The organism is Amycolatopsis vastitatis (assembly GCF_002234595.1).
Taxonomy (GTDB): domain Bacteria; phylum Actinomycetota; class Actinomycetes; order Mycobacteriales; family Pseudonocardiaceae; genus Amycolatopsis; species Amycolatopsis vastitatis.
The window spans coordinates 1-1405 of the sequence record NZ_NMUL01000117.1 but is presented as its reverse complement, the minus strand read 5'-3'; the positions used below and the strand labels follow the sequence as shown (position 1 = coordinate 1405).

Sequence of the window (1405 nt, the reverse complement as noted above, 5' to 3'; positions counted from 1 at the left end):
TTGATGCGCCCCGGGTCTGGTGCAGGTCTCGTTGTCTGTCACCGAGCCCGGGCAGGCTCGAAGGGTTGATCGTAACGTGACGCTTGGTGGTCGGCTTCGACCTGGGCTGGAGTGCACTGTCCGAGCTCGCCGTGGACGCGGCGATGGTTGTACCAGTCGACGTATTCGGCGACGGCGATCTCGACATCACGAACTGATTGCCAACCGCGGCCACAGGCAACAGGGTTATGGATCAACTCTCCTTTGAACAGCGAATTGAATGCCTCAGCCATCGCGTTATCGTAGGAATCTCCGCACGAACCGACCGAGGCGACCACTGCCGCTTCCACCAAACGCTCGGTATAACGAATGGCTCGATATTGAACTCCGCGGTCGGAATGATGGACAAGTCCGGTCACGTCTTGTCCGGCTCGTTGCCGGGCCCAGATCCCCATCTCCAGCGCGTCGAGGGCGAGATTCGTGTGCAACGAGGTCGACACCTGCCAGCCCACGACCATTCTCGAGAACACATCGATGACGAACGCGGCATACACCCATCCCGAAAACGTCCGGATATAGGTGATGTCCGCTACCCAGAGCTGGTTCGGCTGGTCGGCAGTGAAGCGGCGGTCGACCAGGTCCGCCGGCGAAGGCGAGGCGGCAGCGATGGTGGTCCTGGGCCGCCTGCCTCGCCGTAGTCCCTGCAGGCCCTTCTGGCGCATCAGCCGCTCGACCGTGCAGCGAGCCACGCGGATTCCCTCACGGTTGAGTTGCGCATGCACTTTCCGCGCTCCGTAAACACCGTAATTCTCGCGGAACACACGCTCGATCTCAGCGAGCAGTTCGGCGTCCCGCACGGCACGTTTCGACGGCGTGCGCTTCTTGGCCGCCCAGAAGGTTCTCGGGGCGATCCGCACATCCGCATCGTTCAAGACTGCGCAGATCGACTCGACCCCGAGCTTCTTCCCCTCGACAACCCGCTCGCGGTGGCCGTCGATATAGTCGACGACCACCGCGAGCGGAACCTCCCGCCTAGGCGTGGAATCGTCAGACGCTACTTGATTTTGCGGTCGAGCTCCGCGGCGGCGAAAAACGCCGAGGCCGTCTTCAGGATCTCATTTGCCCGCCGCAACTCACGCACCTCGCGTTCCAGCTCGGCGATCCGTGCCGCATCATCGCTGGTGCGGCCGGGTGCCGTGCCGGCGTCGATCTCGGCCCGCTTGACCCACGTCCGCAACGCCTCCGGGTGCACGTCCAACTGGCCCGCGACCCGGCGGATCGCCGCCATCCGCTGACCCTCGGCCGCGATCGCGTCCAACGCCATCCGGGTCGCCCGCTCACGCAGCTCGTCGCTGTACTTCTTCGGTGCCGGCATGCTCTGCATCCTCCCTGAGATCAGAGCCTGCACAGAACCCGGGGCGCATCA

Annotated in this window: 1 protein-coding gene; it reads right to left on the bottom strand. The window is 64.1% G+C overall.

Annotated elements, in window-relative coordinates:
* Positions 1 to 38 precede the first annotated feature (38 nt).
* A protein-coding gene (locus CF165_RS49665) for an IS3 family transposase (protein ID WP_439098564.1) occupies positions 39 to 1354 on the bottom strand; the annotation gives its coding sequence in 2 pieces (ribosomal slippage) (positions 39 to 1064 and positions 1067 to 1354; 1314 coding nt in all).
* Positions 1355 to 1405 lie beyond the last annotated feature (51 nt).